We start from the raw sequence: 25620 nt of genomic DNA on the forward strand, positions 1-25620 counted from the left end.
TTTAAGCATTCTCCGCATTCAAAAGAGAACGTTTGCCACGCCAGCTATTTTGGGTCGTGACCGTAAACAAATTAAATTGATTTAAGCCAAGTTCCAGGTTTTGATCTGGGCGTAATTCAAAACTATCAAAGCCAACACGAGCACCTTGAAGTAACTGATCAATTAAGACATCGCCAATCGCTCGAATCTCGCCCTGCCAATCTAAGCGATCTCGTAATAAGGCAGCAGTACTAAAACTTCTACCGTCCCTAAAGATGGGGAAATGGGCCGCAACGATGGGCCATACTTTTTTACCTGCTTCAATCAGGTCAGCATGTTTCAGAATATCTTCATCAGCAGCAAACCAGACTCCGATTTCACCTTTATTAGCGCGCTCGATAATGTCGGCATTCTTATGATGCGTAATCCACCAGTGAAATGGCACTAAGACTTTATGGGCGCCATGCTCTAGATCCGGAATACCGCCCTCATCTTGTTCACCATTCCAAACTTGCCATTCATTTGCGGCAAGAAATGGCTCACCATCTTTTGGAAAGTGAATAATGTTTGGATTAAATTGGGAGCTAATAGAGGCAGTCATGATGAGAGAGTCCCAGACGCATCCTGCTTAGCAGCTTTCGCTCTAGCATTTTTGTATGCAGCTTCTTTAAATGGGGTTACCCCTAAGCGGCGATAGGTCTCAATGAAGGATTCATCTTCTCTACGCCCCCCTACATAGGTATCAATAATGCTGCTCATCACATTGGGGATTTCATTGGCATAGAAGGATGGGCCAATTACCTTCCCAATGGCAGCATTATTGCCTTGCTCGCCACCTAAAGTAATTTGGTACCACTCTTCCCCATCTTTATCGACCCCCAGAACGCCAATATTGCCAACGTGGTGGTGACCGCAAGAATTAATACAACCAGAGATATTCAGACTGATATCACCGAGATCATGTAAATAATCTAAATCATCAAAGCGTTCTTGAATCGCTTTAGCAATCGGCAATGACTTGGCATTAGCTAATGAGCAGAAATCACCACCAGGACAAGCAATAATGTCGGTGAGAAGGCCAATATTCGGTAGGGCAATTTTTTGCTTCTTAGCTTCTTCCCATAAGGCAAAGAGTTGGGTTTGCTCTACATCAGCCAGCACTAAATTTTGTTCATGGGTAACGCGTAGCTCTCCAAAACTATATTGATCAGCCAAGTTAGCAATCGCCTGCATTTGCGCTGTGCTTGCATCGCCCGGAGCAATGCCATGATGTTTTAAAGAAAGAATCACACTGGCGTAACCAGGCACTTGATGCGCTCGAACATTGCGCTCATACCAGCGTGCAAAGGCGACTTGATCAGCTTGAGGTGTGCTAGCTATTAATTGCTCGGTAGTTAAGGAATGCAATGTTTTATACGCAGGCTTGGTAAAGTGCTTTGCAACACGATCCCACTCGGCTTGGGTAAAATTGTCATCACCATTAGCGATATGAGTCCATTCACCTTCCACCTGGCGCGCAAACTCTTCAGACCCCAGAGCCTTAACCAAGATCTTGATGCGCGCCTTATAAAGATTGTCGCGTCGCCCAAAGCGGTTATAAACACGCAAGAGCGCCGTTAAATAACTCGGAAGTAATTGCCACGGTAAATCTTGCTTTATGAGCGATCCCAAGATAGGCGTTCTACCCATGCCACCACCAGCATAAAGATCGGCTAGCAATTGACCACCGGCATCTTTCTTGAGTTCAATACCAACGTCATGGCACAACAAAATTGTGCGGTCCTCTTTAGCGCCATTGATTGCAAATTTAAATTTACGTGGTAGATGGGCAAACTCAGGATGGAGTGTGGACCATTGACGAAGTAATTCACAAACAGGGCGGGGGTCTACGTATTCATCAGCAGCTACACCTGCAAATGCATCGCTAGTGATATTCCGAATACAGTTACCTGAAGTTTGAATCGCATGCATTTCTACTTTGGCGAGTTCAGCCAAGATATCTGGGGTTTCTTCTAAATTGACCCAGTTGTATTGAATATTTTGGCGAGTGGTGAAGTGGCCATAATCACGATCGTATTTTTCAGCGATCAAAGCCAAAGTACGCAATTGCTTAGCGCTCAATAATCCATAGGGAATAGCCACGCGCAACATATAAGCATGGCGTTGGTGATAAAGACCATTTTGTAGACGCAAAGGACGAAATTCTTCTTCAGCCAAAGTGCCGTTGAGACGCCTTTCAACCTGATTGCGAAACTGGGTGACTCGCTCCTCAATGAGGGTCTGGTCAATGGCATCGTATTTATACATAAGTGGGACATTGTCATGTTTGTCAGTTATTTCTCAAAAGAATTAAAAGTCCTTCCTATATACCAATATCGATATATAAGCATATCCCCCAAGGCTAAACAGCCAAAACTCTGCTTCAATGCAGGAAAGGACAATATTCCTCAATAAAAGATCAATAAAACAATGGAGACATGATGAAAAAATTACAGGCCGCCAGCCTTATTGCTGGATTACTGGCCAGCGCAAGCATTTTTGCAGCTGATGCCCCTAAAACACCATTGCCCATGAATGCCGGGCAAGGTTTTTCTCAAGAAGGCTTAAAGCGCATCGATGCATTCTTTGCTGATGAGATTTCCAATAATCGCATGCCGGGTGCTGTATTGGCCGTTGCCAAGAATGGCAAGCTCAGTATTTATAAGTCTTATGGTTACTTGGATAAGGCTAATAACAAGCCGATGACGACAGATGCGATCTTCAATTTAGCTTCGATGACAAAGGTGATGGCCTCAGTAGGTGCCTTAACTTTTTATGAAGAAGGCAAGATGCCTCTCAATGCACCGATTTCCAATTGGCTACCGCAATTTAAAGAAATGAAAGTAGGGCAGGTTGATGCAGAAGGAAAGCTCAACTTAGTTCCCGCAAAAAATCAAATCACCGTGCAGGATTTATTACGCCACACTAGTGGCTTGACATATGGTGGGCGAGGCGCTACCCCAGTTCATAAAATGTATCCAGCAGGCTCTGCTCCTGCAGCAATGCAGTACAACGCGCAAGAGTTTGTAGAGAAACTGGCAAGTACTCCACTGTTATATGAACCAGGTACAGTCTGGGACTACGGTTTTGGTATTGATGTTGTCGGGGTCATTGAAGAAAAAATTGCTGGCAAACCGTTAGATGCCGTATTACGTGAACGCGTATGGAGCAAAGTTGGAATGCCTGACACCACTTTTAGCGTTCCACAAAGTAGCCGCTCGCGCTTAGCGCAACCTTTGCCATTAGACCCAATGACTGGCAAACCACAAAATGTCGATATTCTGACAAAGAGTGTGAAGTTTGATTGCGGTGGTTCATGCGCCTTTTCAACAGCAGGTGACTACATTCGCTTTGGTCAAATGCTGCTCAATGGCGGTAGCTTGGATGGTAAGCGTGTACTCGGGCCACAGACAGTGACCTTCATGGCATCTAATCATTTGAATAAGGACATCAAAAATAATGTTGGCCTGACAGAACCTGGGCGAGTAGGTTATGGTTTTGGTCTAGGTGTGGCAGTGCGGATGGAGCGTGGCCTCTCGGCTATTAATGGCAACGTTGGCGACTTCACCTGGAATGGTGCTAATGGCACGGTGTTCTGGGCTGATCCAAAAGAGCAAATGGTTGTCGTCATGATGGGTGTTGCGCCTGGAGAGATTCGTAAGATACATCGCGAACAATTGAACTCTGTGATCTATGGAGCTTTAGAGAAGTAAGCGCTGGCAATCAGAAAAATCTTGCTGTAAATAACAACAAGCCATTTTAGTTATGTAGTTTTATTGCTAGCTAAAATGGTTTTTCATATATTAAGGAGATATCTTGCAAATTGTTCGTAGCCAGGTATCTACTACCTCGTGCTGCAACTCTTTTTGTTCAAACATTTGAATAATTTTTTTATAGATATCTTTTGGTTTCGCGTCAATACGCATATTATTCGAGCGTAAAAATGTATCCATTACTGCAAAAGCAATTCTTTTATTGCCATCTATAAATGGGTGATTAACGGCTAGACTTTCAAATAATGCTGCCGCTTGGCTTATAAGATCTGGGTAGTAGCCAGACTGAGGTCGATAAAGGGCTGCCTCTAGTGCGCCTTCATCCCTAAGTCCAAAATGTCCACCAAACTGACGTATCAAGACGCCATGCATCAACATGACATCTTCCTTGCTTAGATAAACCACTACTTGGCGAGATCTTTGTAAAGCGCATCAAATTCTTGCAAGCTTTGCGAAAATTTGGTCATCACTTTGCGGCTATTAATTGATATGCCTTTTTTGTTTAGATAATCGCGAAATGCTTCATCTAAAACCGAATGAAATTTACGACCTTCATCATCTGCAATTTGATGAAGGCTATTCAAAATCTCAGGGTTGGCCTGAGAGGAGAATTTGCTTAAATTTAAGGTTCCCATGCTGTGTCTCACTAGTTTTCATGATTATTCTTGAAATTTCAGGAAAAATCAAGAAAATCTTAAAAACCTATTAGATTCAAGGGGTTAAAACCTAAACTCTCGATAGTGTCGATATAGATTGGCAATTGATGCAAATCCCAAGACAACAATCAGTACTGCAAATAGGTATTCGGTAGTCAGATAAGTAAAGACGCCCAGATGAATCAATACTGCAGCGCCAATAAATGCCGCAATTGATCCAAAGGCAACCAACTTAAAGTTCGGAATAAAAGCGCCGAGGGTAATGGCAGCAAAGATGAGGAACAACTCAGACACCAACTGATCTGCAGTCACAAAAATTCTGTTAGTTAACTCAGGTTCTACGACTTTACCCACCACTGCAATGAGCAAAATACAGGCCAAGATCGCAAAGTTGAGCTTTGCCTTGCTCAGGATGTTGATGAGTTGGTCGTTCATGACTATTGAGGGCTACTGCCACTAAATACTAAACTCATGCCGATCCAAAGAATAATGAAGGCAACTAATATAGTAGAGCCAATCTTCTTTAGAAAATACTCCAAGGTATCCATATAGGCTTCATCACCTCTACCAAAGTAATGATCAAATTTTTTCCAGTAAATACGCCCAACAACTAAGGGTAGGAGCATGGCAATAATGCCGAAAATGACAGTGAAAGTATTGCTCATAAAATTATCAATCCTCAATGCAAGAGTTTGCTTAATATAGTGCTGGAAAGTCGTACAGGATACAGGGGTTATCCACCAGAATCGATTTTCGCAAGAAAGGATCGCTCACCCAGGAACCAAATAGATCGCACAGGTCAGCATCATGAGGCATTTGCTTTTTGACCATCACATGGGGCCAATCAGTGCCCCAGATCAATTGTGCACGATTAGCCTCAATCACGGCATCATTGAATGGACGCATATCAGCATAAGGTAAGTCGCCATCACAAATGCGATAAGGACCAGTCATTTTGACCCAGGCTTTTTGCTCACGCATCAGATCTAACAAGCCCTGAAAGCCAGGATCCTTCAAACCATGTTTTGCATGCGTATATCCAAAGTGACCAAATACTAAATCCACTGGAAAGTCTTCAAATACGGAAGCGAGCTTTGGATACTCATTGACATGCATGAGCAGTTCAAGGTGCCAAGCAAAAGGAGCAATGCGTTTTGCTAGTTTGGTGAGGTATTGAATTGGTAGTCCAGCAGATTTATCTGCGACATCCACAATATTGCAACGTACACCACGCACTCCAGCTTGATGAAGTTCTTCAAGCTCGCGATCGCTAGTGTTATCGGCAATCACAGCAACCCCACGAAATTTTTCAGGCTGATGATTGAGGGCTGCTAGCATCGCTCGGTTATCTGTGCCATAGACGCTAGGCTGAACTAAGACTGCACGGTCAATGCCCAGCATATGAAGTAAGGCGCTGTAACTTTCTAGTCTAGCGTCGGGTGGGGTGTAGATACGTTCATCTGCGTAGGGAAAAAGATCTGCTGGCCCACAGACATGCGCATGGCAATCGACCGCCCCTTTTGGAAATACGATCTTGGGCGAACGTATTTGCGCATCAGGGGCTTGGCATAGTGGTGCTAAATCGTTATTGAGGCTCAATGGCTGCTTCTTTGGCAATCTTTGAATACTTTGCCATTTCTTCACGCACAAACTTACTAAATTCTGTAGGACTCATCGGTGTTGCTTTGATGCCTTTATTTTCATAGGCAGTTTTGACCTCAGGATCTTGCATGGATTGGTTAACGCTTTGATTAATCTTACTCACGATCGCAGGTGGTGTACCTGCTGGGGCCCAAACACCAAACCACAAACCGATTTCAAAATTCGGATAGCCTTGTTCTGCAATGCTAGGAATATCAGGCACTGCAGCATTACGCGTTTTACTAGTAACTCCAAGGGCGCGAACTTTTCCACCTTTGAGTTGGCCAATGGCGGTATCAAGTGGAGCCATATAAAACGCAGTGCGTCCCGACATGGTGTCTTGAATGGCTTCAGGTGAGCCCTTATACGGAACGTGTATTAATTTCACTCCCATCAGCTGATTAAAGTACTCAGCAGCTAGGTGAGTAGAGCTTCCAACACCAGCAGAAGCAAAAGTAATTTCTCCGGGTTTAGATTTAGCCGCAATAACCAAATCGCGAATTGACTGATATGGCCCATCAGCTGCCGTAATCATCACATAAGGTGTTTGTCCCAATATGGCGACATCGATCAAACTCTTGAGTGGGTCATAAGGCAGCTTTTTATAGATGGCTGGGTTTGCAGCATAAGAAGCAGATTGCACGAGTAGGGTATATCCATCGGGCTCAGAATTGACAACGACTCCAGTACCGATTAATCCACCTGCTCCTGGACGATTTTCAATAATCACCGATTGTTTCCAAGTCTCCGAAAGGCTTTTGGCAGCGACCCGACCTGCGATATCTGCACCTGAGCCGGTGGTGAGCGGAACTACCATTCTGACGGTGTGATCAGGATATTTTTGTACTTTGCTTTGGCCATGGCTAAGACTCATGCTCATGGCGAGCCCTAAACCCAAAGTGAGCTTGAGGAAGGTGCAGGCGTGGCCCTCTGGGCGTTTGGCTGTATACATCATGTCTCCTCGAATAATTTTTTATAGTTTCATTGGATAATCTAACATGCTCTCAAGATTACATAAATAGTATTAGATCAAGATTTAAAGAAAGCCCAGACAAATGACTCAAAAGCAGGATCAACAGACAATTACCGTAAATGGACTTGAGGTAGCCTATCGTTTTGATGGCCCTGAAGATGCTCATGTGGTTCTTATGGCCAATAGTCTGATGTCAAATTATTCCATGTGGGATTGGAACGTCCCCGCTTTAGCCGATCGTTATCGTGTCTTACGGTATGACAAGCGCGGCCATGGGGGCTCTCAAACTACTTCAGGTCCTTACTCCATTAGTCAATTGGCTGATGATGCAGTGGCCTTATTGGATGCACTGAAAATAGATAAGGTGCATTTCATTGGTTTATCCATGGGTGGCATGATTGGGCAACAAATGGGTGCTCGCTATCCAGAGCGCATCTATTCTTTGTCCTTATGCGATACCGCTAGTGAAATGCCACCACGTAATTTGTGGGAAGAGCGTTTTGAAATTGCACGTAAAGATGGCATCCCTGGTTTAGTGGATGGAACTATCAAGCGCTGGTTTACAGCACCTTTTATCGAGCGTGCTCCGCAAGATATTGATAAAGTCCGTCAAATGATTTTGGGTACTGGTGTTGAAGGCTATATCGGTTGCGCTAGTGCGGTAAGGGATATGGCTCAAACCACTATGCTCCTCAAGATTAAGACTCCCACGCTGATCTTGACTGGTCGACAAGATCCTGCCTGTACAGTAGAGCAGGCGACCGTACTTAATCGTATGATTGATGGATCGAAGATGGTATTAATTGAAGAAGCTGCGCATTTATCGAATATTGAGCAGCCAGCGGTATTTAATCAAGTCATTCGTGAGTTTATTGATTCAGTCGATAACACTCTATAGTTTCTAGAATATATTTTTTATTATTTTGCAGTACCCCTTCAGGAGAATGACATGGCAGATCCAACAATTGAACAAGTAAAAGCAATGCGTACGGCAGTACTAGGAGCAGCAGCAAAAGTGCCTGGTGCACTGATTGGACTGGGAATTTTATTTATCGTGCTTGGTATGATTGGCGTTGCAGGCCAGACACTATTCTCTTTTGTGTCAATTAATGTGTTGGGTGCGTTCTTAGTTGTGGGCGGCGTGTTGCAAGGTGCCCATGCTATGAAATCTCATGGCTGGAAGAGCGTTGGTATTCAAGTGCTAATGGCAGTCTTGTATATTGCTGCAGGCTTATATACCTGGGCATTTCCTATTCCAGCGCTTGAAGTAATTACTTTATGGCTAGCGGCGATTTTCTTTGTAACGGGTTTCTTGCGCCTAGTTGCCGCATTTCAGCACCGTGTTTTCGGTGAATGGTTTTGGTTGGCGCTTTCAGCTGCCATTTCAATTCTGATGGGCGTGTTGATTATGAATAGCTATCCATCATCGAGCTTATGGTTGCCTGGCTTGTTAATTGCTATCGAATTACTCTTGCAGGGCTGGTCTTTGCTCTTCTTGGGTTTAGCAGCTCGCTCGATAACAAAATAATTGAATCAACTTAATCAGATTTGAAGCGCAACAGCCATGTCCATGAAAAAAACAGACCTTTATAAAAATCAAGGATTGGCTGTTGCTAGTCGTATCAAAAATGCGGCCAAAGCACCTAAACCCGGCTCTGCCGAAGATAAAGTACTGAGTAAAAAAGAAATGGCCCAAGCCAATCCCTTATTGGCTTCACTCATGGGAAAAGCCAAACCTAAATCTCAATAGATTTAGTTGATAGTGATATACATGCATCATTCTTTACGTTTCAGAATTAAGCTGGGTTTGTTTATTTTCGGGGCACCAGCAATTTCTGCTTGGGCACAAATTGCTCCTCCACCGAACTACGATCAAAAGTTAAACGATGTCATTGTTAATGCGACACGTTCTGGTACTCCGCTTGATCAAATCCCGCTGAACACCACTATCTTGACGAAAGAGGTAATTGAATCCTCGCCTGATCAAACTATTGATCAGATTCTGAAAAATGTTCCCGGTGTTTTTCTCAATGATGTGCCTTATTACCAGAAGGATCCTACCGGTCAAAGCATTAACGTGCGAGGCTTGGGCTACGGCCGCACCTTAGTTCTTATTGATGGCTTACCGGCAAATGATGCTTTCTATGGCACGGTGCAGTGGAACCAGATGCCACTCTCTTCCATTGAGTCGGTTGAGTTTGTGCGTGGTGGTGTCTCAAGCCTGTGGGGTAACTACGGCATGGGTGGTGTGATTAACGTCAACACGAGAACTCCAAAAAATAGCGCTCAGGATGTAACGGCCAGTTATGGTTCTTTTGGTACTGGAAATGTGTCTGCCTCTAAAGACTTAATTGTTTCTGATGATATGCAGATGCGTTTTTCTGCAGATTACTTTGGGAGCGAAGGTTTTCAGAACTACGCCACGATTTCTCCTGGTTCACCCAGCAATATTAAAAATGGTATGGGTACGGACACTGTTAAGAACACGAATGTCCGTTTGCAGAATTACTTTAAGGCCTCACGAGATACCAATGGTTTCTTCAGAATGGGTTACAGCACCATGGCCGATCTGAGCAATAACTATGCGATTGCCAAAAATCTCATTCAGACAACCGATGTAGCAGGTGGCACTACCACCCAACTTGACGTTGATAAAAAAGCCCAAGTAAATGTGTATTACCAAAACACCAACTTTTATAAGCAGACAGCTAACAATATCAGTACGTCCCCTAATCAACCATATATCAATGCCAACTATACTGACCCTTATTCAACGCTAGGTGCATCTGCCCAGTACACGCATGACCTCAATGTCGCAGGAATTGATCAATATATTTTGGGTATAGATGCTCGCAATATTTCTGCGTCAAATCAAACGAATAATTTAGCGCCCAGTAGCGCAGTGACTTCTGTTAATTACGCCCAGGGTCAACAAAACTTTTATGGTCTTTTGGGGCAGATGAAGTCGAAGGCAAATGCCATTCCTCTTGAGGCAACACTTGGTGCACGGGTCGATGCATGGGGCAGTCAGACACCTACTTACTACAACCAGAATACTGGTAGCGCGCCAACATATCAGGCGATTGCGAATAAGAGCAAAACCCAATTTAGCCCATCACTAGGACTTTTGTATAAAGCAAATACTGATTGGGATCTGCGTGGTGCAGCGTATCAAGCGTTTCATGCACCCAGTATGAATAACACTTTACGTAGCTATGGCTCATCAGTAGGTGGTTGGTATTTGGCTAACCCTAATCTGACCCCAGAAACCATGACAGGTTATGAGCTGGGCACAGACTATCGATGGAAGGGTGGCTTTGCTCAGTTCACTGCATTTAATAATTACATCACTAATGCAATCACCAGTTACAAGATCACTAGCGCCAATGCAGGCTTTGCCAATAGCTTGTGTAGCGCCTCTGGAATAACCGGCTGTGTATCCAATGTAGGCGGGAGTGGCTATACCAATGTGAACTACTACACCAACCAGCAAAATTTATTGAGTCGCGGTATTGAGGTGCAATACCATCATGATGTGAATCCAAATTGGGCGATCGATGGTGGTTATAGCTACACCCGTACCGTTTTAACCTGGAGTGCTACTAGTGACCCCATCAATACCCAAGTGGGGGGTGTTCCCAAAAATATAGCCAATGCTGGTATTACCTATTACCCAGTTCCGCAGGCTAGCATCACGACTACTGTGCGCTATGTAGGTAACTCTTGGATGTCTACAGGCTCTCTACCTGTTCCTGCTTATGCAGTTATAGGCCTTAAGGCAAATTATCAGCTCAACTCACAGGCTTCTATTTTTGCCTCAGTGGTGAACTTATTGAATCGTCAGTACGTCACCTTCAATATTGCCTCTCAAGCAAGTGCTTACCAGGCGGGTATGCCACAAGCATTTACCGTAGGGGCGCGGATTAATTTCTAGGATTTGCTGCAGTGCAGTAGTTTGTTTTATGTCAATGTCTTCAAAATGCTTTAGGATTTAACAACTTTTGCCAAGAGAGATAAGCGATACAAGCATTAGTATCGAAACAGCATAAGAATTAAAAAAATAAAAGGAGATTTACCAATGAAGCTCAAACAAATACATTCTTTCATGTTTGCTGCTGGGTTAGGAATTGCCACATTAGCAAGTGCCCAAGCGCCAGCGCCAGCGCCAGCGCCTGCAGCTGCCGGAGTTCCCCCAACTTGGGCGCAGGGTAGAACTGCAGATGGTATGAATCCTGCGCTTGTTCCGAACCCTTCGCCACTCGTAGCAAAACCTGTGAATGAAATTTTGATTGATAAGCTCAAGGTTCCACCAGGTTTTAAAATAGAGTTGTGGGCATCTGGCATGCCAAATGCTCGCTCGATGACTGAGTCTCCAAGCGGAACAATTTTTGTAGGCACTCGCTTTCCTGGCAATGTTTACGCAGTAGTTTCTAAAGATGGCAAGCGTGAAGTGAAAACGATTGCCAAAGGTTTGCATCGTCCGAATGGCGTAGCATTTGTTAATGGTTCACTTTATGTTGCAGAACTTTCACGCATTATTCGTTACGACAATATTGAGCAAAATTTAGATAATCCACCAGCACCTGTAGTAGTGTTTGATGCCCTGCCTAAAGATGAGCCACATGGCTGGAAATATTTGAAGTTGAGTCCCGATGGGAAATATTTGTATTTTCAAATTGGAACACCAGCGAACATCGTAGTGCCACCATCAACTCATGCCACGATCATGCGTTTAAATCTCAAGACCAATACTATTGAGACTGTAGCTACGGGTGTGCGTAACAGTGTTGGTATGGACTTCCAGCCTGGCACAAATGAGTTATGGTTCACCAATATGGGGCGTGATTGGGCTGGTGAAGACTTACCTAATGACACCTTAAATCGTTTGGTACGTCCTAAGGGCATGAACTTTGGTTATCCTCATTGCCATCAAGGCGACTGGTTGGATCCAGAATTTGGTAAAGGCCGTTCTTGTGATGAATTTGATAAGCCTGAAATGAAACTGGGTGCACACGTATCACCTTTAGGCCTGCGTTTTTACACCGGCAAACAATTTCCAGCGGAATACAAAGGAAATATTTTTATTGCTGAATATGGCTCATGGAATCGTACTAAGAGAGCAGGTTATCAAGTGGTCCGTGTAGTGTTGGATGCTAAAAATAAACCTGTGAAATTAGAACCCTTTGTCACTGGTTGGCTTCAAGGCGAAGAATATTGGGGACGTCCTGCCGATGTTCAAGTGATTAAAGATGGTTCACTATTAATCTCCGATGGCGAAGCAGGTGCAATTTACAGAGTGTCTTATAGTAAATAATGTATTTAAGAAATATAAAGGCCATCGTTGCGATGGCCTTTTTTAATATCTACGGTTTAATTTCTTGGCAAGTCCTTGCAGCTCCTGATGCTGTATTAGGCAAGGCTAAGTCGCAAACCTGTTTTGCTTGTCATGGTACTGATGGCATTGGCATTACGCCGAATATTCCCAATATTGCAGCCCAGCCCCCCTTATCACTTTTTTATCAGTTGGTGCAGTTTCGTGAGGGTATGCGAAAAGGGGGCAGCATGGAAGTGTTTGCTAAACCTTTAAGTGATGACGATATACGAGATATCGCCGCCTATTTTTCTGCGCTATCACCCCCAGAAGCTAAGGCGGGCGATGCAGCTAAGCTGGCTGTAGGCCAAAAGATCACACAACAAAATTATTGCAATTCCTGCCATGCACCAAAACTACAGGGTCAAAAGCAAGTACCCCGATTAGCCGGCCAATCCACAGAATATTTCGTTACACAGTTGCGCAATATTCGTTCTGGTGCCCGGGTAGATATGGATGGCACAATGGGAAGTGCAGCAAGAGGATTAAGTGATGAAGATATCGAGGCTTTAGCTGCCTACTCCGCATCACTTAATTGATATTCAATCCTAATATGAAGCCCGTCATTGCAAACTTCAGCGCGACAGCAGCCACTATTTCTCATTGATTTACTGAAGGTCGTAGCGGCGCTTTTAATTATTCTTCATCATCTTTCAAGTTATGGGCAGATTGCCCAAGATGCTCGTAGCGTTTTGCCAGGGATCATGACTTGGTTATTTGAGTATGGCCGCTATGCAGTCCAGATTTTTTTGGTGATGGCAGGGTATTTGGCAGCGCAATCACTCAGTCGTTTTGCCATAGTCAAATTTAGCGCCCATGGTCTGCTCAAGGTCATCCTCAATCGCTATCTACGCCTCTTTGCTCCTTATGCAGTGGCATTAATTTTTACGATTGCGTGTGCTTATGTTGCGCGCTTTTGGGTCAATGATGAATTCGTGGGTGAGTCCGAAACCTTAGGACAATTTTTAGCGCATCTGTTTTTTATCCAAGGCATCTTGGGTCTAGATTCCATTTCTGCGGGCGCTTGGTACATCGCAATTGATTGGCAGCTTTATTGCATCTTGGCCATTCTGTTGATTTCCTTTCCAAGTTATCAGGCGGTCATTTGGGTGATCAGTATTTTAGCTGTGAGCTCATTATTATTTTTTAATCGCTCGGGAGCGTATGAAGCCTACTTCATCTACTTCATTGGCTCTTATGGTTTGGGTGTATTGGCTTATCTAGCGAAGTGCTTTGCTAACCCAGGCGTCAATCGTTTAGCCAAAATTGCGCTGCTAGTGATTGGACTCATCATCGCCATCTCTTCCTTACAGCAAGTCTGGTTAAGAAACTTCTTAGCTTGGTTTATTGCGATCGCTTTATTGCTTTGGGGAAATAAGGTCTATCCAAACGGCCAAGACGTTTTTCTGAAGGCGATCTCATGGGGCAGCAAGCGTTCGTATAGCGCTTTTCTGATTCACTTTGCCTTCATTTTGTTAGCCAACACTTTATATATTGCCTCAGGAATGAATTCCCATGAGAGCGGCGCCTTGGCACTTGGCATGATGTTGGGAGTAGTGGTTTGCAGTACAGTGGCTGCAAACTATTTATATCGATGGATCGAGATTCCATCTTTGAAGCTGAAGGTCTAAAGCCCCATATCCTTTAAAACGCGGAAGATTTCTCGATAGGCTTTAGGCGGCTTGCTTTGCTCTTTTTCCCTGCGCGCATTCCGAATTAAGGTACGCATATTCTGAATATCCATATCGGGATATTGTTCAATCATTTTAGTAAAGGTTTCATCGTTTGCTATTAAGCGATCACGGTAGCTCTCTAAAAAATGGAGCTTAGCTGTTTCAGCTTTACTCACCCCCTGAATAGCATCTAAACGTTTTTGAATGGCATCGAGTTCTTCATCATCCAAAAAGCGCATCAGCTTTCCGAGGTATTGCTTATGGCGACGGATAGCTTCAAAACTTTTGATTTTGTTTGTTTCGGCAATCGCTGTCTTGATGGCTTCATCCAAGGGAATGGTTTTGAGTGCATCACTACTGAGAGCGGCCAAAACTTCTGCCAACTTCTGGCGTTCAGTCATTTGACGTTTTAATTCAGACTTACTGGGACCATCATCAGGCTCAGCTAGTTTGGGCGTCCGGTTTTTCTCATTAACGTGCATTGCGTCATTTTAGACGGGTATTACCAATGCTTCATTCTTCTAGCTAAGTTTCTGCTTTAGGAGCCTTAAGTCTATGCTTGAAAATAGCTGACTCCTCCCAATAACGGCAGAAGGCCTTAGCTTTCCTGATTGCACATAACGTCGCAAGGTGGGTAAGGAGACTTCAAGGTACTCCGCAGCCTCTTCCGCAGAAAAAGCTTCATTCTTTAACCTTCCAAATACTTGCTCGTGAGTGTAATCAGGCTCTTTGAACACATTTATGGCAATTAGTGAGAAAAATTTAATACGCTCTTTTGCCGTCATTTGTTTTACTTGAGCGAATAGATCCTCTGCTGTCAGTGAGTTATTCATTGGACTCCTTCATTCTTAATGGATAAATTTTTTTAATTCAAGATAAAAGTTTTCATGACTACCTACTTTGTAAAAATCAATCCATAAAATTTCTAGATTGCTGCCTTTAGGTCCAAACTTGTAGGCCATTAAATATTCTTGATTATTAAAGCGAAATTTATAAATAAATAAATCGTGTAGGTCACCCAGCTTTTGTTCACCGATTTCAGGGTTTTTGCAAATTAAAATCACTTTATCTTCAATTACAAGTTGTAGCGGCTTCCTGGATTTTTTAACAAATTGAGCAAATGGTCTTTTGTAATGAATGTTTATGATCTTATGTTAGATCAAATATGATCTTATATCAAATCAACAAAAATGACAAGAAATACCTATTTGTTTGTATTGGTAAATAATGGAAGTCATCATTGATTGCCAGTTTGAACATGACTTCTGCAAATACTTACGACTACATCATCATTGGGGCAGGCAGCGCCGGCTGCATGCTGGCTAAACGCTTGTCTGAGAACCCTCGTAAAAGGGTCTTATTAATTGAGGCAGGAAAGAACGACAACTACATCTGGATTCATATTCCAGTAGGCTATCTATATTGCATTGACAATCCTAGAGCTGATTGGCGCTTTAAGACTGTGAATGAAAAAGGTTTGAATGGACGCTCTTTACTCTATCCACGCGGTAGGGTGCTCGGTGGATGTTCCTCTATTAACGGCATGATCTACATGCGCGGCCAAGCGGGAGATTATGAATCTTGGGTGCAAGCAACCGGTGATGAGTCCTGGTCTTGGGAAAATGCACTTGCTCGATATAAGCAGTTTGAGGATTACCATGGTGATGCGAATGAGTGGCATGGTAAAGGGGGAGAGTGGACTGTTTCCAAGCAGCGTTTACGCTGGCCCATCATGGATAAATTTAAAGAGGCTGCAGTAGAGGCAGGTATTCCCGCAACTGAAGACTTCAATTGTGGTGATAATTTTGGGGTGGGCTACTTTGATGTGAGTCAACGCGCTGGCTGGCGTCTTAATACCTCTAAAGCATTTTTAAAAGATGCTGCTAAGCGTAGCAATCTCACAGTGATTACTGAGGCAATAGTCGATAAACTCAAGATTGATCCAGTCAGTAAAAATTGTTACGGCGTTCAATATCTCAAAGATGGTGTGAGAGCAGAGGCGCTTTGTTCAATTGATCAGGGCGGCGAAGTTTTGTTATGTGCCGGTTCAATTGGGAGCGTACAAATACTGGAGCGCTCAGGGGTAGGTGCTGCATCTCATTTGAATGCCTTGGGAATACCAGTGGTGCAAGATTTGCCTGGAGTAGGTGAGAACCTGCAAGATCATTTGCAATTGCGCATGGTGTACAAGGTCAACGGCATTAAGACTTTAAACACCAAGGCCAATACCCTGTGGGGCAAGATGATGATTGGCTTAGAGTATTTATTAAAGCGCTCTGGGCCCATGTCAATGGCACCATCTCAGTTGGGAGCATTTGCATATAGCTCTCCTGAGCAAAAGAGTGCGAATGTGGAATATCACGTGCAACCCTTGTCTCTTGAAAAGTTTGGCGAAGATTTACATTCGTTTAATGCATTTACAGCAAGCGTTTGTAATGTGCGACCCACCTCGCGGGGAAGTGTGCACATTAACTCTCTTGACCCCGAGGCTCCACCAGTGATTCATCCCAACTACTTATCTACCGAGGAAGATCGGCAGGTTGCTGCTGAGTCTTTAAGATTAACGCGTCAAATTGCGCATAGCCCCGCTTTGATGCCTTATGCCCCAGAAGAATACAAACCAGGCAAGCAATATCAAACTGATGAAGAGTTAGTAAAGGCAGCAGGAGATATCGGCACGACAATTTTCCATCCAGTAGGCACGTGCAAGATGGGGCGTGCTGAAGATCCAATGGCAGTCTTAGATTCCCAATTACGTGTAAGAGGTATTCATCATTTGCGTGTGGTTGATGCCTCGGCAATGCCAACGATTACCTCTGGCAATACAGCAGCCCCAACCATGATGATCGCCCAGCGTGTAGCAGAGTTGCTCACACGTGAATAGTCCGTACCGGAGCGACCGACTACCACTAAGTCATTTATTACTGGCTTTGGCTATCGTCGCTGTGTGGGGCACTAACTTTGTTGTCATTAAGATTTCTCTCGAGTCATTTCCACCCTTTTTGTTTGCAGCACTGCGCTATTTCTTTGCTTTGTTGCCAGTGGTTTTCTTTGTGCCTAAACCCAAAGTGTCTTGGCGCAATCTCTGTGCGTATGGTCTTGCTACGGGAGTAGGTCAGTTCGGCGTCATGTATTTCGCAATTGATGGCCAAATCTCCCCTGGCTTGGCATCTTTGGTTATCCAGACTCAAGTATTTTTTACGATTGGCTTTGCCATGTTTTTTGCCAAAGAGGGTTTGAAGCTCTATCAAGCCGTGGCGGTGGCAGTTGCAATGATGGGTTTAGTAATTATTGCGCTGCACACAGATGCAACAACCACTTTTCTTGGTTTGGCTTTAGTAGTCTTTGCTGGCCTCTCTTGGGGTGCTGCGAACACAGTCAGCCGAAGTGCAGGATCCATCAATATGCTCTCTTATGTCGTTTGGGCGAGTGCTTTTTCCATTCCCCCCTTATTTCTAATATCTCTTATTTTTGAAGGGGGTTGGGAGCATATAAACAGTGCAATGGCTTTGGCACCTTTAGGGGCTTGGCTTGGTGTCCTCTGGCAGTCTTGGGGAAATACGCTTTTTGGCTATGCTGCTTGGGGCTGGTTGCTATCCAAGCACCCGGCTGCCCTAGTAGCGCCGACCCCCTTGTTGGTCCCCATTTTTGGAATGGGTGCATCTGCCTATTTTTTAAGCGAGCCTCTGCCCTCCTGGAAGATATTGGCTGCTGGTCTAGTAATTGCGGGCTTAGTCGTTAACTTATTTTGGCCAAGCATTGAATCAAAAATAAAACACCATTTTTCTTAACCGTTTAGCCTCTAGGAATAATGTAAAGCCCTAATGTAAACCCTAATATCAAACTCTTTTTTTGTGATTACATTAACAGTAAAATAGCTGTTCGATATATGCATTTCCAATAAAAAAGATTTAATCAATTAGTAATTTTTAGTCATGGAGACTTTATGAATATTCGTCGTCACATTTTTGCAGTAGCTGCTACTGCGATGCTTGCAACCGGTGCTTATGCTGCCGATATTAAATTTGGCGTTTCTGGCCCATACACTGGCGGCTCATCCTCAATGGGTGTCAGTATGCGTGATGGCGTCCGTCTTGCTGCAAAAGAAATCAATGCTGCTGGTGGTATCAACGGCAATATGATTGTTTTGGTTGAGCGCGATGATGAAGCTAAAAATGAGCGCGGCGTGCAAATTGCTCAAGAATTGATCAATAACGAAAAAGTCGTTGCTACATTAGGTTATATCAATACTGGTGTTGCATTGGCTTCTCAGCGTTTTTATCAAGACGCTAAGATCCCCGTAATGAATAACGTTGCTACTGGAACTTTGATTACCAAGCAATTCCCAGATGCAAAAGAAAACTATATCTTCCGTAATGGCGCACCTGATAGCATTCAAGCTCCAATGATTGCCAAAGAAGCTGTAGAGAAGCGTGGATTGAAGAAGGTAGCAATTTTGGCTGACTCCACAAACTACGGTCAATTAGGCCGTGAAGATATGGAAAAGGCTTTAAAGGTTTATGGAGTTACTCCAGTCGCTGTTGAGAAATTTAACATTGGTGACGTAGATATGACTTCACAATTGCTCAAGGCAAAGAATGCTGGTGCTGAAGTGATTTTGACTTATGCAATTGGACCCGAGCTTGCTCAAATTGCAAACGGTATGGCGAAGTTGGGTTGGAAAAAGCCAATGATCGGAAGCTGGACATTGTCCATGGCTAGCTTTATTGATACTGCTGGTAAAAATGGTAACGGCGCAACAATGCCAGAGACATTTGTTCAACAACCGGCAACCACTCCAAAACGTAAGGTATTCGTTGATAACTACCTGAAAGAGTTCAAGCCAAAGAATGGCATCATTGCTTCACCAGTATCAGCAGCTCAAGGATATGACTCTGTATATCTCTTAGCAGCCGCTATTAAGCAAGCCAACAGCACCGAGGGACCAAAGATTTTGGCTGCGTTGCAAGATCTGAAAACTCCAATTGATGGCGTGGTGATGACATATAACAAGCCATTTAGCGCAACCGATCATGAGGCAATTAAGCCTAAGGACGTTGTGATGGGTGTTGTTGAGAATGGCCGCGTTGAGTTCTTGAATGCCGAGGACGCAGTTGCTAAGAAGAAGTAATTCACCTAAGTAAGGTTGCGGGAGGGTTTTTTCCGCACTGCAACATAAGTGTATACAAAGCGCCGCCCACAAAGCGGCGTTTTGCTTACAATGACGGATTCGTCAATAAAACAGTTTTAAGTATCTTTTAGGGCAACAACAATGGAAATGTTTGCACAAATCCTCTCGAGCGGCATAGCAGTGGGGATGATCTATGCGGTCATCGCTTTCGGCTTTCAGCTTACTTTTGCCACATCTGGCACATTGAACTTCGGTCAAGGGGAGGCGCTAATGTTGGGCGCCTTAGTTGGCCTAACATGCGTAGATACTTTTGGCATGAATTACTGGGTCATGATTCCGGTAGTCTGTCTCTTCGGCATGATCCAAGGTAGCTTTGTTGAGCTCATTGGTGTTCGCCCAGCGATCAAGATTAAATCGGAGTTTGGTTGGATTATGTCCACCATCGCCCTTGGCATCATTTTCAAAAACGTTGCTGAAAACGTCTGGGGCCGTGATGCATTGCCATTCCCATCGCCTTTACCAATGGAGCCGATGACATTCTTAGGCGCGAATATTTTGCCGATGGAAATTTTGGTGGTATTTGGCGCTTTAGCAATGATGCTGCTAGTTGAATTCTTTAACCGCAAAACAATTTACGGTAAAGCAGTAGTTGCAACAGCAAATGATCGTGATGCTGCTGGCCTGATGGGCATCAATACCAGCATGGTCATTACCTTCTCTTATGCATTGTCATCTCTTACTGCAGCATTTGCTGGTGTATTGATTGCGCCTTTGACTTTGACTGGTGCAACGATGGGTGGCGCCTTAGGTTTAAAAGCTTTCGCAGTTGCGATTATTGGCGGCTTGTCTAGCGGAATGGGGATTATTGTGGGCGGCTTGATTTTAGGAATTGTGGAGACTGCGACTGGTTTCTATATCTCCACTGGCTATAAAGATGTGCCAGGCTTGATCTTGCTCTTGCTCGTACTTGCCTACAAACCATCTGGCCTCTTCGGTAAATCAGCAATTAAGAAAGTTTAATGATGAAATTGAAGTCTCTATTACCACTATTAATTGCCATTGCGGGGCTAGTTTGTTTGCCTCTCTTTATTCATAACCCGTATTACATTCACTTAGTTGAAACTATTCTGATCTACACCATCCTGTTGTTTGGTTTAGATATCGTTGTAGGTTATATCGGTCAAGTTTCGTTAGGGCATGCAGCTCTTTTCGGAATCGGTTCATATACCGCTGGTGTTTTGTACTTCCACCTGGGTTGGACAATTTGGGGAACTATTCCGGCATCTATCGTTGTGACTGCCATCTTCGGCGGTATCTTGGCATTGCCAGCCTTAAAGGTGATCGGACCCTATCTTGCGATGGTGACCTTGGCATTCGGTACGATTGCTCAGATTTTGATTAATGAAATGACTTGGTTGACCGAAGGTCCTTTGGGCATCAAGATTCCTAAGCCTGAATTAATGGGCGTACCAATGACCAAAGCAGAATACTTCTGGTTGGTTTCTGCGATCCTAATCATTTCGATGATCATAGTGGACCGTTTTGTGAAGTCTCAGATTGGTCGCGCTTTCGAGGCTTTGCGTGATAGCCCAATCGCTTGTGACTGTATGGGCGTCTCCGTTTATCGCTTCAAGGTGATCGCATTTGTTATTAGTGCTGGCTTTGCTGGTTTGGCTGGTTGCTTATATGCATATTCAGAGCAATACATTTCACCGAACACCTATAACAATGAGCTCGCTGTTCTGTTCTTACTTGGCATCATTATGGGTGGACGTAAGTCACGCTTAGGTGCGGTAATTGGCGCGGCGATTATTGTGCTCTTACCAAAACTATTAGACGACATCTTCTTATTCCGTATCGTTGCGTCGATTATTGCGATCGTAGTGGTGGTTGGTGCTGCAATGGCTTTATCCAAAAAAATCACTACTCCAAGACGCGTGGCGATTCCGATTGCAGGCGTGGTTGGTTTAGCAGCATTTTCTTTCTGGCTCAATAGCATCTCTGACTGGCGCTTAAGTATTTTCGGCTTCATGATTTTGTTGGTGGTCTACTACTTGCAAAACGGTATCGTGGGCTTTACCAAGAGCTTCTACCAGTCGATGGTTGGGAAAGCAAAAACCAGTCGTGGCGAAGAGGCTGAGGTGGTGGATGACTCCATCAGCTTTATTAGCTCGGTTGGTAAACAAAACACGGGCGCAGAACTTCTTAAAGTGGATTCATTGTTAATGCAGTTCGGTGGTTTGAAAGCATTGAATAATGTTGATCTCAGTGTTAAGCGTGGCACGATTCATGGTTTGATTGGCCCTAACGGTTCCGGTAAGAGCACCATGATGAACGTCTTGACCGGTATTTATATACCAACTGCTGGTAGCGTTTTATATGCAGGTGAGAGCGTAGTCGGTAAGACTTCGTCTGATATTGCTTTATCAGGCATTGCTCGTACTTTCCAAAACGTTCAGCTTTTCGGTGAAATGACAGCAATCCAAAATATTTTGGTTGGCCTGCACCATACCTTCAAGTCCAACATTGTCGAAATTGCCTTACATCTGCCGCGCTACAAGAAGGAAGAGGCAGAAGCGCATGCTCGTGCATTGGCACTTCTTAAATTTGTTGGCCTGGAAGATCTGGCTAATGAAGAAGCACGTAACTTGCCATATGGTAAGCAGCGTCTTCTGGAGATTGCCCGTGCATTGGCGCTCGATCCTGAGTTGCTCTTGCTCGATGAGCCAGCAGCCGGCTTAACCTCCCCAGATATTAAAGAACTCTTGCGCATTATTCGTAAGATCCGTGATAGCGGTATTACCTTCATCCTGATTGAGCATCACATGGATGTGGTGATGTCAGTTTGCGACACCGTTTCAGTCTTGGACTTCGGTCAGAAGATTGCAGAAGGTAAACCAGCTGAAGTTCAGGCAGACGAGAAGGTGATTCATGCCTACTTGGGTACTTAATCACTAGAACATATTGAATCGGTAAATACCATGTTATCTATTAAGAATCTTGAAGCAGGCTACGGCAAAGTTAAAGTCCTCCATGGCATCAATATTGATGTTCCTAGGGGACAGGTCATTACTTTGATTGGCTCTAACGGTGCTGGCAAAACAACGACGATGCGTGCTATTACTGGCATGATCAAGCCAACGGGCGGCGAAGTTACCTTAAGTGGTGAAAAAATTGATGGTTACGACTCTCATAAAATCGCTCGTCTAGGTTTGGCACATAGTCCAGAAGGTCGCCGTGTTTTTACAACCATGTCTGTAAACGACAATTTATTACTTGGCGCCTTCCCCCGTTTTACTGGTAGCCGTCCTAAAGGTGACATTAAGGAAGATCTTGAAAAGTCTTTAGAAATGTTTCCGCGCTTAAAAGAGCGTCGCAATCAGTTGGCTGGTACTTTATCTGGCGGCGAACAGCAAATGCTGGCAATGGCTCGCGCTGTGATGCTTAACCCTGAAATCATCCTTTTGGATGAGCCTTCAATGGGTCTTGCACCAATTTTGGTGGAAGAGGTCTTTAGAATTATTTCAAACTTGAAGTCTCAAGGTGTAACGATGCTGTTGGTTGAACAGTTTGCTGCTGCAGCCCTCAATGTGGCTGACTATGGTTATGTTCTTGAGAACGGCAAGATAGCGACCCATGGACCAGCCGCCAAACTGAAAGATGATCCTGCTGTGAAGGCTGCCTACTTAGGTGGTGCAGGCAGTCATTAAGTTATATTGAATTAATATTTAAAAAAAGCCCTGGAGTCTAGGGCTTTTTTATTTGGGGCTAATTCTTGGATTCATCAGTTTGTAAGCCCCTTTAGCATCAGACTGATGGCAACTGCAAACGTAAGAACCGCAAAGATTTGCTGTAGCCTAGGACCACTCAACTTTTTACCAAATGCCCTACCAATTAATAAGCCGCCTAGCGCTCCAAAAGCAAATGGAGCAGCAATAAGGTAATCAAAGTTTCCTGTTGCCATGGAAACAATAGTGCCGCCGCCAGAGATGATGGCTAGGGCCCCTAAGGAGGTTGCCACAATGGATTTAACTGGCAGGTCTGTATAGCGCTTTAAGGCTGGAACAATTACAAATCCACCACCAACTCCAAGAAGACCGGATAGAAATCCTGCTAAGCCTCCAGAAAGCAGCAATGCCTTGGCACAGGGCAGATTCCAATCGAGCTTTCCGTGAACAGGATGGAGGAGACAGGGTGGTGGTTTTCTTACAGCAGGCTTAATTCCCAAAATTTCATTGCGCGCTTGCATATATAGGCGTGTAGAAACATAGAACAAGGTGCAGCTAAATAAAATCAAGAGTGGATTGTTGGGGAGGCGTTGAGCAAGCCATAAACCTATGGGAGAGAGCAGTAGCCCAAACATGGCCATGAAGCCAGCCGCTTTATAGCGCAAGATTTTGGTCTGTAGCCCCAAGAGTGCGCCGATCCCAGCTGCAAGTGCAATAGCAGATAGGGCAATGGGTGCAGCTTCAGCCACACTCAAATGCAGGGCAAAGACCAAAAGGGGCACAGACAGAATGCCTCCTCCAGCACCAGTCAGCCCCATCAGGATGCCTACAAAGATGCCCAAAGCGGGGCTGATCAAAATTGTGTAGTCCATTGCAATTTATTATATATTAATATAATATGTAATTATATATATTAATTACTCATCCTAATATCTGCCCAGAAAGGCTATTGTGAACCCAAAAGAAGCTGCTGACATTAAATCGTTTTTTGATCCTGAGACCTCGACTTTTACCTATGTAGTCTCTGGTGGAAAGGGAAGTTCTTGTGTCGTGATTGATTCAGTGCTGAACTACGATCCTAAGTCTGGCAGAACATCAACCCGTTCAGCCGATCAAGTGATTGACTATATTCAGGCAGAACAATTAAAGCTTGCTTGGATTTTAGAAACCCACGCTCATGCAGATCACTTAACTGCCGCACCATTCCTCCAAGAGAAGTTGGGTGGCAAGCTGGTAATTGGAAATCACATCATCAATGTCCAAGAGGTATTCAAGGGTGTTTTCAATCTGGATGATCACTTTGCAACTGATGGTTCTCAATTTAGCCACCTCTTGCACGATGGTGAATCACTGGAGTTTGGCAAGCTTTCACTCAAAGCAATATCGGTTCCTGGACATACTCCAGCCTGTATGGCCTATGAAATTAGTGGTGCTTTGTTTGTGGGGGACACTTTATTTATGCCTGATGTTGGTACGGCTCGCTGCGACTTCCCCGGTGGTGATGCAAGGACTCTCTACCAATCGATTCAGAAAATACTGTCTTATCCCAAAGAAACCAAGCTCTATATGTGTCATGACTATCCACCCAGCGATCGTCCGGTCGAGTTTTGCAGCGACGTTGGTGCAGAAAAGGCTGCAAATATTCATGTGCATGATGGCATTACAGAAGAGCAATTTGTACAAATGCGTACCGCACGTGACAAGACCTTGGAAATGCCTCATTTAATCTTGCCATCGATACAGGTCAATATTCGGGCAGGGCACTTTCCGGAAGCGGAAGCTAACGGTAGGGCCTATCTCAAAATTCCATTGAATGTTCTCTGATATCAATATGACGATTTCTAAAACTGAATTGAAAAAGATGCAGGCATCAGCTGACGATGCTTGCAAGCTCATGAAAGTACTATCCAATCGAGACCGCATGATGCTTTTATGCGAAATCGCCCAAGGAGAGAAGTGTGTCAGTGAGCTAGAGGCCGCTCTAGACTTGCATCAGCCAAGCCTATCTCAGCAATTGACAGTGCTTCGCAAAGAAAAACTAGTGAAGACTCGCAGAGAAGGTAAACAGATCTACTACTCGCTTTCAAGCCAGGTTGCAGTTGCGGTGATGGGCTTGCTCTATAAGCACTATTGCAAGAAGTGAATTTTCTGCAAGTAGATATAAATTGAGTACTGGGTAGTATTCATCAGTATCAATCCAAGAGGTATATATTAGAATGCACCTCTTTTATTTCACGGTCGATTTTTGTAAGTTTGGCAGCCCCCATTTAATGACTACATGGCAAAGGAAGGTAGCAAAGAAGCCTAAACCAACTACCCAATGTACATAGATCACCAGGTCTCGGGTTTCTGCTGGCCCGTAATATAAAAGACCTCCCGTTATTAGTAGGATCAACATAAAAAATAATTGGCTAAATCCGCTCAGCCCTTTTCGACCAGATTGATAACCTGCTTTGATATGAAATGGCAGAATTGAACCAAGCGCTAAGGTTGCTAGCATTGCACTGAGCCCATGACTTACCAAAACAGTATGGTTAGCGAACAGTACACGCTCTATTTGCCATTCATGCCCCAATAAATAGAGACTGCCTGTAAGCGAGCACGAGAGCATTCCTACCATCACAAGCGACTTTTGCCAGCTCGGCATTTTTCCAAG

The 25620-nt window shown here is 44.2% G+C and carries 29 protein-coding genes; 16 read left to right on the forward strand and 13 right to left on the reverse strand.

The features are described 5' to 3' along the window. Position 1 precedes the first annotated feature (1 nt). Complete coding sequence (locus ICN38_RS09745) at positions 2 to 580, reverse strand: DUF934 domain-containing protein (RefSeq protein ID WP_216256902.1); 579 nt, start codon at positions 578 to 580, stop codon at positions 2 to 4. Next, positions 577 to 2286 carry a nitrite/sulfite reductase gene (locus ICN38_RS09750; protein WP_216256903.1) on the reverse strand — a complete coding sequence of 570 codons (1710 nt, stop codon included), beginning with the start codon at positions 2284 to 2286 and terminating at the stop codon, positions 577 to 579. The genes ICN38_RS09745 and ICN38_RS09750 overlap by 4 nt, the downstream gene beginning before the upstream one ends. A 173-nt stretch (positions 2287 to 2459) precedes the next feature. On the opposite strand from ICN38_RS09750, the gene ICN38_RS09755 reads away from it, so the two are divergent. Next, positions 2460 to 3731, forward strand: a complete 1272-nt coding sequence (locus tag ICN38_RS09755) for a serine hydrolase (RefSeq protein ID WP_216256904.1) — start codon at positions 2460 to 2462, stop codon at positions 3729 to 3731. A 90-nt stretch (positions 3732 to 3821) separates the two neighbouring features. Here the strand turns inward: ICN38_RS09755 and ICN38_RS09760 are convergent, their stop codons facing one another. From ICN38_RS09760 to ICN38_RS09785, 6 genes are all read right to left on the reverse strand, one after another. Then, a complete protein-coding gene (locus tag ICN38_RS09760; RefSeq protein WP_370624394.1) occupies positions 3822 to 4196 on the reverse strand; it encodes a type II toxin-antitoxin system death-on-curing family toxin in 375 nt (124 codons plus the stop codon). Continuing rightward, positions 4196 to 4426, reverse strand: coding sequence for a hypothetical protein (locus ICN38_RS09765; RefSeq protein ID WP_216256906.1), 231 nt, complete (start codon positions 4424 to 4426; stop codon positions 4196 to 4198). The genes ICN38_RS09760 and ICN38_RS09765 overlap by 1 nt, the downstream gene beginning before the upstream one ends. Positions 4427 to 4510: 84 nt before the next feature. After that, complete coding sequence (locus tag ICN38_RS09770) at positions 4511 to 4882, reverse strand: hypothetical protein (RefSeq protein ID WP_216256907.1); 372 nt, start codon at positions 4880 to 4882, stop codon at positions 4511 to 4513. A 2-nt stretch (positions 4883 to 4884) separates the two neighbouring features. Further along, positions 4885 to 5112: a hypothetical protein gene (locus ICN38_RS09775; RefSeq protein WP_216256908.1), complete on the reverse strand. Its 228-nt coding sequence runs from the start codon at positions 5110 to 5112 to the stop codon at positions 4885 to 4887. A gap of 31 nt (positions 5113 to 5143) precedes the next feature. Further along, entirely contained in the window at positions 5144 to 6046 is a 903-nt protein-coding gene (locus ICN38_RS09780) for an amidohydrolase family protein (protein WP_216256909.1), read from the reverse strand. Further along, entirely contained in the window at positions 6033 to 7040 is a 1008-nt protein-coding gene (locus ICN38_RS09785; protein WP_216256910.1) for a tripartite tricarboxylate transporter substrate binding protein, read from the reverse strand. Before ICN38_RS09785 ends, ICN38_RS09780 begins: the two co-directional genes overlap by 14 nt. 103 nt (positions 7041 to 7143) lie before the next feature. Here ICN38_RS09785 and pcaD point away from each other — a divergent pair, with 103 nt between their 5' ends. From pcaD to ICN38_RS09820, 7 genes are all read left to right on the forward strand, one after another. Continuing rightward, positions 7144 to 7959 carry a 3-oxoadipate enol-lactonase gene (gene pcaD / locus ICN38_RS09790; protein WP_216256911.1) on the forward strand — a complete coding sequence of 272 codons (816 nt, stop codon included), beginning with the start codon at positions 7144 to 7146 and terminating at the stop codon, positions 7957 to 7959. 51 nt (positions 7960 to 8010) lie between these two features. Then, positions 8011 to 8589, forward strand: coding sequence for an HdeD family acid-resistance protein (locus tag ICN38_RS09795; RefSeq protein ID WP_216256912.1), 579 nt, complete (start codon positions 8011 to 8013; stop codon positions 8587 to 8589). 36 nt (positions 8590 to 8625) lie between these two features. Beyond that, positions 8626 to 8811, forward strand: a complete 186-nt coding sequence (locus ICN38_RS09800; protein WP_216256913.1) for a hypothetical protein — start codon at positions 8626 to 8628, stop codon at positions 8809 to 8811. A 21-nt stretch (positions 8812 to 8832) separates the two neighbouring features. Beyond that, a complete protein-coding gene (locus ICN38_RS09805) occupies positions 8833 to 10995 on the forward strand; it encodes a TonB-dependent receptor (RefSeq protein WP_216256914.1) in 2163 nt (720 codons plus the stop codon). Positions 10996 to 11139: 144 nt separating this feature from the next. After that, on the forward strand, positions 11140 to 12375 hold the full coding sequence (locus tag ICN38_RS09810) for a sorbosone dehydrogenase family protein (protein WP_255562812.1): 1236 nt from the start codon (positions 11140 to 11142) through the stop codon (positions 12373 to 12375). A 32-nt stretch (positions 12376 to 12407) separates the two neighbouring features. Then, positions 12408 to 12971 carry a cytochrome c gene (locus ICN38_RS09815; protein ID WP_216256915.1) on the forward strand — a complete coding sequence of 188 codons (564 nt, stop codon included), beginning with the start codon at positions 12408 to 12410 and terminating at the stop codon, positions 12969 to 12971. Between the two features lie 27 nt (positions 12972 to 12998). Then, positions 12999 to 14063, forward strand: a complete 1065-nt coding sequence (locus ICN38_RS09820; protein ID WP_216256916.1) for an acyltransferase — start codon at positions 12999 to 13001, stop codon at positions 14061 to 14063. Here ICN38_RS09820 and yjgA read toward each other — a convergent pair. From yjgA to ICN38_RS09835, 3 genes are read right to left on the reverse strand one after another with little or no spacing between them, the layout of a single operon-like run. Next, positions 14060 to 14587, reverse strand: coding sequence for a ribosome biogenesis factor YjgA (gene yjgA / locus ICN38_RS09825; RefSeq protein ID WP_216256917.1), 528 nt, complete (start codon positions 14585 to 14587; stop codon positions 14060 to 14062). The genes ICN38_RS09820 and yjgA overlap by 4 nt on opposite strands. Positions 14588 to 14626: 39 nt before the next feature. Then, positions 14627 to 14938 carry a helix-turn-helix domain-containing protein gene (locus ICN38_RS09830; protein ID WP_216256918.1) on the reverse strand — a complete coding sequence of 104 codons (312 nt, stop codon included), beginning with the start codon at positions 14936 to 14938 and terminating at the stop codon, positions 14627 to 14629. 15 nt (positions 14939 to 14953) lie between these two features. Beyond that, positions 14954 to 15253, reverse strand: a complete 300-nt coding sequence (locus tag ICN38_RS09835; RefSeq protein ID WP_370624398.1) for a type II toxin-antitoxin system RelE/ParE family toxin — start codon at positions 15251 to 15253, stop codon at positions 14954 to 14956. 110 nt (positions 15254 to 15363) lie between these two features. Here ICN38_RS09835 and ICN38_RS09840 point away from each other — a divergent pair, with 110 nt between their 5' ends. From ICN38_RS09840 to ICN38_RS09865, 6 genes are all read left to right on the forward strand, one after another. Continuing rightward, positions 15364 to 16989 carry a GMC family oxidoreductase gene (locus ICN38_RS09840; protein WP_216257068.1) on the forward strand — a complete coding sequence of 542 codons (1626 nt, stop codon included), beginning with the start codon at positions 15364 to 15366 and terminating at the stop codon, positions 16987 to 16989. A gap of 46 nt (positions 16990 to 17035) precedes the next feature. Next, complete coding sequence (locus tag ICN38_RS09845) at positions 17036 to 17896, forward strand: EamA family transporter (RefSeq protein WP_255562813.1); 861 nt, start codon at positions 17036 to 17038, stop codon at positions 17894 to 17896. 155 nt (positions 17897 to 18051) lie between these two features. After that, positions 18052 to 19236: an ABC transporter substrate-binding protein gene (locus ICN38_RS09850; RefSeq protein ID WP_216256920.1), complete on the forward strand. Its 1185-nt coding sequence runs from the start codon at positions 18052 to 18054 to the stop codon at positions 19234 to 19236. Positions 19237 to 19377: 141 nt separating this feature from the next. Beyond that, positions 19378 to 20256 (forward strand): branched-chain amino acid ABC transporter permease, encoded by an 879-nt coding sequence (locus ICN38_RS09855; protein ID WP_216256921.1) that lies wholly within the window; start codon positions 19378 to 19380, stop codon positions 20254 to 20256. A gap of 2 nt (positions 20257 to 20258) precedes the next feature. Beyond that, complete coding sequence (locus tag ICN38_RS09860; protein WP_216256922.1) at positions 20259 to 22187, forward strand: ATP-binding cassette domain-containing protein; 1929 nt, start codon at positions 20259 to 20261, stop codon at positions 22185 to 22187. A 30-nt stretch (positions 22188 to 22217) separates the two neighbouring features. Continuing rightward, a complete protein-coding gene (locus ICN38_RS09865) occupies positions 22218 to 22946 on the forward strand; it encodes an ABC transporter ATP-binding protein (protein ID WP_216256923.1) in 729 nt (242 codons plus the stop codon). A 74-nt stretch (positions 22947 to 23020) separates the two neighbouring features. Here ICN38_RS09865 and ICN38_RS09870 read toward each other — a convergent pair whose 3' ends face one another. Continuing rightward, positions 23021 to 23836, reverse strand: a complete 816-nt coding sequence (locus tag ICN38_RS09870) for a sulfite exporter TauE/SafE family protein (protein ID WP_216256924.1) — start codon at positions 23834 to 23836, stop codon at positions 23021 to 23023. A 79-nt stretch (positions 23837 to 23915) separates the two neighbouring features. Between ICN38_RS09870 and ICN38_RS09875 the strand changes: the two genes are divergently transcribed. Together ICN38_RS09875 and ICN38_RS09880 are read left to right on the forward strand one after the other, a co-directional pair. Then, positions 23916 to 24788 (forward strand): MBL fold metallo-hydrolase, encoded by an 873-nt coding sequence (locus tag ICN38_RS09875; RefSeq protein ID WP_216256925.1) that lies wholly within the window; start codon positions 23916 to 23918, stop codon positions 24786 to 24788. Between the two features lies 1 nt (position 24789). Then, positions 24790 to 25107: a metalloregulator ArsR/SmtB family transcription factor gene (locus ICN38_RS09880; RefSeq protein ID WP_370624399.1), complete on the forward strand. Its 318-nt coding sequence runs from the start codon at positions 24790 to 24792 to the stop codon at positions 25105 to 25107. Between the two features lie 84 nt (positions 25108 to 25191). Here the strand turns inward: ICN38_RS09880 and ICN38_RS09885 are convergent, their stop codons facing one another. Then, complete coding sequence (locus ICN38_RS09885; protein ID WP_216256927.1) at positions 25192 to 25611, reverse strand: hypothetical protein; 420 nt, start codon at positions 25609 to 25611, stop codon at positions 25192 to 25194. Positions 25612 to 25620 lie beyond the last annotated feature (9 nt).

Source organism: Polynucleobacter sp. AP-Melu-500A-A1 (assembly GCF_018882125.1).
Classification (GTDB): Bacteria; Pseudomonadota; Gammaproteobacteria; order Burkholderiales; family Burkholderiaceae; genus Polynucleobacter.

Excerpts from the sequence above, each read along its gene's own strand:
- ICN38_RS09800 (WP_216256913.1), top strand. The coding sequence starts at position 8,626 with ATGTCCATGAAAAAAACAGACCTTTATAAAAATCAAGGATTGGCTGTT.
- ICN38_RS09755 (WP_216256904.1), top strand. The coding sequence starts at position 2,460 with ATGAAAAAATTACAGGCCGCCAGCCTTATTGCTGGATTACTGGCCAGC.
- ICN38_RS09795 (WP_216256912.1), top strand. The coding sequence starts at position 8,011 with ATGGCAGATCCAACAATTGAACAAGTAAAAGCAATGCGTACGGCAGTA.
- pcaD (WP_216256911.1), top strand. The coding sequence starts at position 7,144 with ATGACTCAAAAGCAGGATCAACAGACAATTACCGTAAATGGACTTGAG.
- ICN38_RS09865 (WP_216256923.1), top strand. The coding sequence starts at position 22,218 with ATGTTATCTATTAAGAATCTTGAAGCAGGCTACGGCAAAGTTAAAGTC.
- ICN38_RS09870 (WP_216256924.1), bottom strand. The coding sequence starts at position 23,836 with ATGGACTACACAATTTTGATCAGCCCCGCTTTGGGCATCTTTGTAGGC.
- ICN38_RS09815 (WP_216256915.1), top strand. The coding sequence starts at position 12,408 with ATGGCCTTTTTTAATATCTACGGTTTAATTTCTTGGCAAGTCCTTGCA.
- ICN38_RS09860 (WP_216256922.1), top strand. The coding sequence starts at position 20,259 with ATGAAATTGAAGTCTCTATTACCACTATTAATTGCCATTGCGGGGCTA.
- ICN38_RS09855 (WP_216256921.1), top strand. The coding sequence starts at position 19,378 with ATGGAAATGTTTGCACAAATCCTCTCGAGCGGCATAGCAGTGGGGATG.
- ICN38_RS09810 (WP_255562812.1), top strand. The coding sequence starts at position 11,140 with ATGAAGCTCAAACAAATACATTCTTTCATGTTTGCTGCTGGGTTAGGA.
- ICN38_RS09765 (WP_216256906.1), bottom strand. The coding sequence starts at position 4,426 with ATGGGAACCTTAAATTTAAGCAAATTCTCCTCTCAGGCCAACCCTGAG.
- ICN38_RS09770 (WP_216256907.1), bottom strand. The coding sequence starts at position 4,882 with ATGAACGACCAACTCATCAACATCCTGAGCAAGGCAAAGCTCAACTTT.
- ICN38_RS09750 (WP_216256903.1), bottom strand. The coding sequence starts at position 2,286 with ATGTATAAATACGATGCCATTGACCAGACCCTCATTGAGGAGCGAGTC.
- ICN38_RS09830 (WP_216256918.1), bottom strand. The coding sequence starts at position 14,938 with ATGAATAACTCACTGACAGCAGAGGATCTATTCGCTCAAGTAAAACAA.
- yjgA (WP_216256917.1), bottom strand. The coding sequence starts at position 14,587 with ATGCACGTTAATGAGAAAAACCGGACGCCCAAACTAGCTGAGCCTGAT.
- ICN38_RS09745 (WP_216256902.1), bottom strand. The coding sequence starts at position 580 with ATGACTGCCTCTATTAGCTCCCAATTTAATCCAAACATTATTCACTTT.
- ICN38_RS09775 (WP_216256908.1), bottom strand. The coding sequence starts at position 5,112 with ATGAGCAATACTTTCACTGTCATTTTCGGCATTATTGCCATGCTCCTA.
- ICN38_RS09785 (WP_216256910.1), bottom strand. The coding sequence starts at position 7,040 with ATGTATACAGCCAAACGCCCAGAGGGCCACGCCTGCACCTTCCTCAAG.
- ICN38_RS09885 (WP_216256927.1), bottom strand. The coding sequence starts at position 25,611 with ATGCCGAGCTGGCAAAAGTCGCTTGTGATGGTAGGAATGCTCTCGTGC.
- ICN38_RS09805 (WP_216256914.1), top strand. The coding sequence starts at position 8,833 with ATGCATCATTCTTTACGTTTCAGAATTAAGCTGGGTTTGTTTATTTTC.
- ICN38_RS09850 (WP_216256920.1), top strand. The coding sequence starts at position 18,052 with ATGAATATTCGTCGTCACATTTTTGCAGTAGCTGCTACTGCGATGCTT.
- ICN38_RS09840 (WP_216257068.1), top strand. The coding sequence starts at position 15,364 with ATGACTTCTGCAAATACTTACGACTACATCATCATTGGGGCAGGCAGC.